The sequence below is a fragment of the Actinomycetota bacterium genome (genome assembly GCA_036280995.1).
Taxonomy (GTDB): domain Bacteria; phylum Actinomycetota; class CALGFH01; order CALGFH01; family CALGFH01; genus CALGFH01.
The window spans coordinates 1-6,853 of sequence record DASUPQ010000154.1; the positions used below are offsets into that span (position 1 = coordinate 1).

A 6,853-nucleotide genomic window follows, 5' to 3' on the forward strand; every position below is an offset into this window, starting at 1 on the left:
TACCCCGCCGCCGTGCAGCTCCCACGCGAACCCATTCGCCCTTGACCGCCTGCTCGGAGCCCGCCTCGCCGGCCACGGTCAGTCGCAGGGAGGGACGCGCCTTCGGCGCGTGCTGCTTCGCTGGTAAGCTACGCAGCCTGCCGGTCCCGGCCCGGTGCCACCGTGGCCGAGGCGGTTGGCCCCTACGCTGGACTCTACGCAGAACCCTACGCTGGCCACCCGCGTACCCCCTTGCCACCTGGAGGCCGGATTACCGCTGGTCATGCCCCCCTACGGGGGAGTGGAGCGGCCGCACCGAGTGGATGCGCTTCGCGCGATTGATTCATCGGCGCGGCCGCGTTCTTGGCGGACCGTCGGTCCTCGCCGCCTACGGCGGCAATCTCAGCCCGCCCTGGTTGCCACTCATGGTGGTGCGGTACGAACGCCATGCTGCCGCTCAACGTCGAGCAGAAGGGTGAGACGCCGACGCCGACACGAGCGCGAGCAACTGCGGGTCCAGGAGCGGTGTCGACGTTGGTAGGCTGACCACGATCGGGCCGCAGGGCAGGAGCAGCATGGACCCAGGATCCGCATCCCGTCCGGGTGTCCCCGACCGCGACGGATCAAGCCTTCGCACAGCAGGGGTTGCCCCGGGGCAGCGTCGCCGTCGGCCGGCGGGGAAGGCGCCCCCACTACCGCGCCAGATCGGCAAGACGGGCTGGTGGTGGCTCGGCTTCGGCTCCCTCGCGATCATCGGGTGGGTGACCGCGTTCACGGTCGCCGGGGGCGTTCTTCCCGTCGACCAAGCCGTGCTCGAGGGACTGGCTAGCCTGCGCACAGCCCCCCTCACCAGGGTGATGGTGGCGGTGGCTGAGCTCGGAGAGGCCCTCGTGGTGGTGCTGGGTTGGGCGGTCATCCTGGTGCTGCTGGTGTTCCGCCGGTTCCGGCGCCTGGTCGTGTTCCTCGGCACGTTCTGGCTGGTCCAGCTGCTGGCCACCTACCTCGCCAGCGGCATCCTCGATCAGGCGTCGCCGCTACGACCGGCCGGGATCGCGATGCTCGGCCCGGCCGCCCAGTCGGCGTACCCGCTGGTGCCGGTCGCGACGCTAACGGCCCGCCTCGTCGGCGTGCTGTACGCCCTGGTCCCGCAGGGCCGGATGCGACAGGCGGGCAAGCCCGTGGCGGCCGCGATCATCGCGGTGGTCGCCCTGGCCCGCCTGTACCTGGCCATCGACACCCCGACCGGGGTCGTGGTCGCCGTGGTCATCGGCGTTACCATCCCGCTGGTCGCCTTCCGGTTGCTGTGCCCAGACGAGGTGTTCCCGGTGACCTACCGCCGTGGCCGCAGCGCCCATCTGGACGTTGGGGGACGCCGCGGCGAGGCGATCCGCCGCGCCCTCCAGGACCAGCTCGGTGTGATCGTGGAGGACGTCCAGCCCTTCGGGTTGGAGGGGTCGGCCGGCTCGACCCCCCTGTGCATCAAGGTCAAGGGCGACCAGGACGGGTGGCTGTTCGCCAAGCTGTACGCCAGAAGCCACCTGCGGGCCGACCGCTCCTACAAGCTGGGCCGGGAGCTGCTGTACGGGCGGCTGGAGGACGAGAAGCCGTTCAACACCGTGCGGCGGCTGGTCCAGCAGGAAGACTACGCGCTGGCCCTGATGCAGCGCGCCGGCCTGCCCAGCCCCCAACCCTACGGCGTCGTCGAGCTGACCCCAGAGCGTGAGTATCTGGTGGTCACCGAGTTCCTGGACGGCGCCACCGAGATCAGCCAGGCGCAGGTGGATGACGCGACCATCGACCAGGGCCTGGCGATCATCCGGCGGCTGTGGGAGGTGGGCCTGGCCCATCGTGACATCAAGCCGGCCAACCTGCTGGTCCGCGACGGCACCCTGTACCTGATCGACGTGTTCTTCACCGAGGTCCGCCCCAGCCCCTGGCGCCAGGGGGTCGACCTGGCCAACATGCTGCTGGTGCTCGCCCTCGGCAGTGAGCCCAGGCAGGTCTATGAGCGGGCCCTGCGCCAATTCACAGTGGAGGAGATCGGCGAGGCGTTCGCGGCCACCCGCGGGCTGACCATGCCTTCGCAGCTGCGCCAGATGCTGCGCGCTCAGGGCCGGGACCTGCAAGCCGAGTTCCTGAAGTTCCTGCCCGAGCCACCCAGGCCGATCGCCATCCAGCGCTTCAGCACGCGGCGCCTTGGGCTCACCCTTGCGGTGCTGATTGGCGCGTTCCTTGCCGTCGGCTTTGTGATCAGCAACCTGAATGGACTCGGGTTGATCCCCGGCTAGCGCTGAGGGATGGAGTTGTAACGCCGCCATTGAAGAAGTCAACCGGCGAAACGACATGGACCGAAGTGATGCAGCCGATGCTCACGCCAGGAGATTGAGGGTGTCCGCGATGCTGCTTCAGGCGGGGACTCGATGCGGCCACCGGCCGAGGCAGACCAGCGCCCCGGCAGCGCGATAGAGATCCCGGACCCGGTAGAACCGGCCCCGCCAGCGGCGCAACGACCAGGCATTGGCCAGATGCCCGATCGACTGCTCCACCAGCGCGCGCAGCCCGGCCTGGCGGCGGTTGTAGGCCCGCTGCCCGTCGGAGAGCCGGTCCTTGGTGCGCCGGTCCCCGACCGGGGCGTGCCAGTGCTCGCGGCGCGTGGCCATGCCCCGAACCCCCGATCCAGCAGGCTCGCCACGCCGCTGGCATCCAGCACCTCGTCGAGCCCAGACAGCGTGACGAGCTCGTGCTCGTGGCAGCTGCCCGGCCAGCCGCCGTCACACCACAAAAGGTCGCCATGGACGGTGGACACCGCCAAGCCCTGGGCGGTGTGGGCGTGGCGTTTGGTGTCGTACCAGACCTTCTGGTTGGGCCATCCGCGGGGTCGTTGCACCCGGGTCGCCAGCCCGTCAACCAAGACCGCCTCGCCGGCGGCGGCCATCTCCCCAAGGCGCTCGCGCAGGTCCGCAAGGGCGGTGATGAACGTCCCGTCGGGCTGGCAGTACCTGAGCGCGGCGAGCCCGCCGAGCAGCCGATCCATGCTGTCGCCGACCTCGGTCTTGAGATCCCGACCATCCGACCGACCCGCCGGTAGGACAGTCCATCCAAGAGGACCGCGGCGACGGCGTCCAGGCGACCTCCAAGGCCAGCGGTGGGTTGCCACCGACCCCTGGCGGTCGCGGTGGCAGCAGGTGGGCCAGGCGGCCGGCCAGGTAGGTGAGGACCGCGGCGGGCAGCGACGAACGCGGGCAGTATGACAAGGGAACCGGGCCTCCTCGGAAGCGGGTGAAGGCCTTCTGATGGTCCGGTCCCCATGACCGCCACACCGAGCATCGCGGACCTCTCATTCATCCGGGCGGGACCTGGGCGCTGCCCCACCGTGCCGGTACGCCCCTGGGAAACCGGATTGGGCCAGGTCGCAGCCGATGCCGGGCGTTGACAGCCCCTGGCCCATCGCTAGGGTAGGCGGTGCCGGCAGCGGGGCGCGGCAAGGCCGGGTGTTCCACAGATTGGGTTCGCCGGCGCGAGGCGTCCCCGGCCTCAAACACCGCGGCAGGATCGGCAGCGCCAACGGGAAGGAGGCACAACGTGGTGAAGATGATCGTGCTCCTGCCGCGGCGCGGCGACATGAGCCGGGAGGACTTCCAGCAGTACCTGCGGGAGACCCACCTGCCCTTGGCCACCAGGCTGCCCCGGCTGCGGCGGTTGGTGGTGAACTGGGTGCTTCCGGACCCGAACGAGCCGCCGCCGGCCTACGACGCCGTCTCCGAGGACTGGTTCGATGACCCGGCGGCGATGGGCGCCGCCTTGGCCTCGCCCGAGGGGCAGGCGGTAGCCGCCGACGTCCCGAACTACCTGGACCCGAGCCGGTCCGCGCTCCTGGTCGTGGAGGAGGAGGACGTTCCCCTGCCCACAGGATCCGCCGCGTCCTCCGCCGGCTGAGGCCTCGCCGGAGACGGTTCCAAGCCGCTTCTCGCCTTCGCTGGGACCTCTCATCCTCGCTAGGACTCGACATCATCACGGACGACCTCATTGGGACCCTGACGCTCCCATCACCTGCGTAACCAGCGGCCCGCACAGCCCTCAAGCGCTTGTAGTTCCGCAACTACCTCAAATATTCGCTGGGCCTGGCCACGTACAGCTCATGGCCCCCTTGGGGGAGTGGTGCGGACGCGCCGGGTGGTGCGCTTCGCGCGATTGATGCATCGGCGCGGCCGCGCCTTTGGCCGGCTTACGGCCGGCGCCGCTTCGGCGGCAATCTCGGCCTCAGCTGGTAGCCACGCAGAGTGGTATCGCAGACCTCAGGCTGCACGCACATCCTGAGCTCCGCAATGCCGTCCCGCAGGTCGCGGGAAGAGCCGGCAGGCGGGTATATCAGGTCGCACCCTCGCGCCGGTCTCCGAAGGTCCCGGGTCCTACGAACCCAATCCGTGTCGGCGTTGAGTCCGGTCGATGACGACCAACGCCATGCCGACCGCGATCACGGCAATCCACAGGCCGGGTGCGCCAATGCCCGCGATCAGCATGACGGCTCCCATGACCATGAGCGCGACGGCGATCCATACCAAGAGCGTCATGGCAGCTCCTCTCCTGCTCCAGTGGGCCTGCACAGCGGTCACCTAAGAGCTCGGGACCGAGCCCGGTAGGTGGCGACGGCCAGCGGCACCGCCGTCAACACCGTCACCAGCCCCAAGATGGTCGCGCCCAGCCTGGTCAGCACCAGGCTGCGGGCGATGTCCTGGCCCACGGCCAGCGTGGCCCCGGCCTCAGTAGCGCCAGCGGCCGACACCCGGTACGGCCCGGCGGCCGTGACCTGGAACGTCGCCACCGCCCGGCCGGCTCGGCCAGGCTCCAGGTCGTAGCGGGCGCTGGACCGGTAGGTGCCGACCGGCACGGCCGCGCCGCCGGGCCCGGTCACCTGCAGCCCGAGCTGCTGCCAGGTCGGGGTGACGCCGGCATAGGGCACGGTCACGATGGTCCTGGTCCCCGGGTCCCACCGGGTCGCGGCGATCCGGGCGTTGGCCGTCGGCTCGACGGAGCCGGCCACCTCACCGGCGCTCTCGTGGTACATGACCATGGTGCCGGGGTCGGTCACCGACACGGTCGTCGCGCCAGGGACGGCCAGGCGGTCCAAGCCGTCGACCCGGTCCTGGGTGGTGGTGCTGCCCACCGCGCCCCACAGGAAGGCGGCGGTGAGCCCGAGCACGGCCACGGCGGCCGCGACCCAGTAGCCGGCGGTGGAGGGCCGCTTCCTGGCGTGGAGCGGCGGAATGGGTGGGCGGGTCGGTGGTGGTCGGAGTTGTGTCAGCGAGGAGGTCATGTCATTCGCCTCCTTCTCCTCTCCACTCACTCTCCCCCAGACCTGGCCCACCGTCAGGAGCCAGAGGGCCCTGATTCCGGAGGCCCACTGGTCTCCGGTTCACTCCGTTCACTCACCCGGCGGCCGCCACGGCGCTCGGAGGACGATGGCCATGGTTAGCGCCGTTGCCGGGTGGCCTGCCGGTCACCGCCCATGCTGACGACAGGCTGTCGGATCGACAGGCCGTCGACGCCATGGCCACCAAGGCCGATCCGGTATCCCATGGCGAGGTGATGCGGGCCGCGGTGGACACCGCCGCCACCCGCCTGCAGCGGCGCGCCATTCCCAGTCAAGCTGGCATGGTTGCCATGTGGCTACACGATCCGCTGGGGTCGGCCGACCTCATCGGCCGCTTCGCTGAATCCTCGCCAGCTCAGCGCTGAAATGTGTGCTCGTAGGGCGGTCAGCATCGGAGGTTGGACCTGGACCGAGATTCACCCCATCCTGCGGTACTAACGGAATCGCACGACCAGCGGAAAGACTGGATAGCACGGCGCGTGGCTGTCGATCTCTGATAAGGATGAGGCCGCTGGTTCAAGTCCAGCCAGGCCCCAAAATCGACCAGTGACCAGCGGAAACGCTGGTCACGGGGCTTCAGGTGCCAGCTTAATGGGATGCGTCCGGGATGAGGTCTTGAGACGCTCTCCTGAGCCGGACCAACGCCTCTGAGCAGCCTCTTTGAAATCCCATGGTCGTTGGCATGCCTGGATAGTCGGTTGCACAGCGGTGTCAGAACCCATCCCCGTGCTTCGGTTATCCGTTTACTGGTAACTGCCAATCTTCCGCTGAGCCCGTTCCAGTAGGGTCTGGGCAGCTCAGGTTGGGCGGCGTTTCTGGTGAATGCGGTCTGGTGAGGTTCTGTTGTGGCCTGTGGAATGACTGTGAGACTGCCCGGTGGTTCGGTGATGATCCGGGCCGCGATCGGTGGCAGCGGGCGTGACTGTTGGAATGACTGACCCTGGTGGTGTCATGCGCCGGACTTGTCCGCCCGTTGTTGCCGGGAGCGGCCCGGAACCGGCGCTGCTGGCCTGATGTAGGGGCCTGACCACCCGATGAGAGCGGGTGTGTCCCGTCACCGTCCTGCCGTGCGTCGGTCCGGACCAATCCCGTCACGTCGACGTCCGGGCAAGGAGTCAACGCGATGCACATGCTGGCAGAGGTCGTCGAGGTCGTCATCGGGGTCGACACCCACAAGCACACTCACACCGCCGCCGTGGTCGTCGCTGCGACCGGCGCGGTGATCGAGCAGGTAACCGTGCCCGCCGCCCCCGCTGGCTACCAGCAGCTGCTGCAGCTCGCCGACCGACACGACGGTCGACGGGTGTGGGCGATTGAGGGCACCGGCGGCTACGGCGCCGGGCTGACCCGGTTCCTGCAGGCCCACGCCGAACAGGTGGTCGAGTTGGACCGGCCCAAGCGGACCGCCCGACGGCACGGCGCCAAGTCCGACTCCCTGGATGCGATTCGGGCGGCCCGCGAGGCGCTGGGCCGCGACCAACTCGCCCAGCCCCGCGCCGCCGG

7 protein-coding genes are annotated in these 6,853 nt (G+C 69.5%); 4 read left to right on the plus strand and 3 right to left on the minus strand.

Going from position 1 to position 6,853, the window contains the following annotated elements:
• Positions 1 to 740 precede the first annotated feature (740 nt).
• On the plus strand, positions 741 to 2,267 hold the full coding sequence (locus VF468_04805; protein HEX5877634.1) for an RIO1 family regulatory kinase/ATPase: 1,527 nt from the start codon (positions 741 to 743) through the stop codon (positions 2,265 to 2,267).
• A gap of 117 nt (positions 2,268 to 2,384) precedes the next feature.
• On the opposite strand, the gene VF468_04810 is transcribed toward VF468_04805, so the two are convergent.
• On the minus strand, positions 2,385 to 2,639 hold the full coding sequence (locus tag VF468_04810; protein HEX5877635.1) for a hypothetical protein: 255 nt from the start codon (positions 2,637 to 2,639) through the stop codon (positions 2,385 to 2,387).
• Between the two features lie 931 nt (positions 2,640 to 3,570).
• Here VF468_04810 and VF468_04815 point away from each other — a divergent pair.
• Positions 3,571 to 3,915 carry an EthD family reductase gene (locus tag VF468_04815; GenBank protein HEX5877636.1) on the plus strand — a complete coding sequence of 115 codons (345 nt, stop codon included), beginning with the start codon at positions 3,571 to 3,573 and terminating at the stop codon, positions 3,913 to 3,915.
• Between the two features lie 473 nt (positions 3,916 to 4,388).
• Here the strand turns inward: VF468_04815 and VF468_04820 are convergent, their stop codons facing one another.
• Positions 4,389 to 4,550: a hypothetical protein gene (locus VF468_04820; protein HEX5877637.1), complete on the minus strand. Its 162-nt coding sequence runs from the start codon at positions 4,548 to 4,550 to the stop codon at positions 4,389 to 4,391.
• Positions 4,551 to 4,588: 38 nt separating this feature from the next.
• Positions 4,589 to 5,293, minus strand: coding sequence for a hypothetical protein (locus tag VF468_04825; protein ID HEX5877638.1), 705 nt, complete (start codon positions 5,291 to 5,293; stop codon positions 4,589 to 4,591).
• A gap of 164 nt (positions 5,294 to 5,457) precedes the next feature.
• On the opposite strand from VF468_04825, the gene VF468_04830 reads away from it, so the two are divergent.
• The gene (locus tag VF468_04830) at positions 5,458 to 5,715 is read left to right on the plus strand and encodes a hypothetical protein (GenBank protein ID HEX5877639.1); all 258 of its coding nucleotides are present in this window, start codon (positions 5,458 to 5,460) and stop codon (positions 5,713 to 5,715) included.
• A 758-nt stretch (positions 5,716 to 6,473) separates the two neighbouring features.
• Positions 6,474 to 6,853: transposase (locus VF468_04835; protein HEX5877640.1), on the plus strand; the 380-nt coding region annotated here is incomplete at its 3' end.

Bases quoted from the DNA above. Each gene is read 5' to 3' on its own strand.
- VF468_04810 (HEX5877635.1), bottom strand. From the start codon at position 2,639: ATGGCCACGCGCCGCGAGCACTGGCACGCCCCGGTCGGGGACCGGCGC.
- VF468_04825 (HEX5877638.1), bottom strand. From the start codon at position 5,293: ATGACCTCCTCGCTGACACAACTCCGACCACCACCGACCCGCCCACCC.
- VF468_04820 (HEX5877637.1), bottom strand. From the start codon at position 4,550: ATGACGCTCTTGGTATGGATCGCCGTCGCGCTCATGGTCATGGGAGCC.
- VF468_04815 (HEX5877636.1), top strand. From the start codon at position 3,571: ATGATCGTGCTCCTGCCGCGGCGCGGCGACATGAGCCGGGAGGACTTC.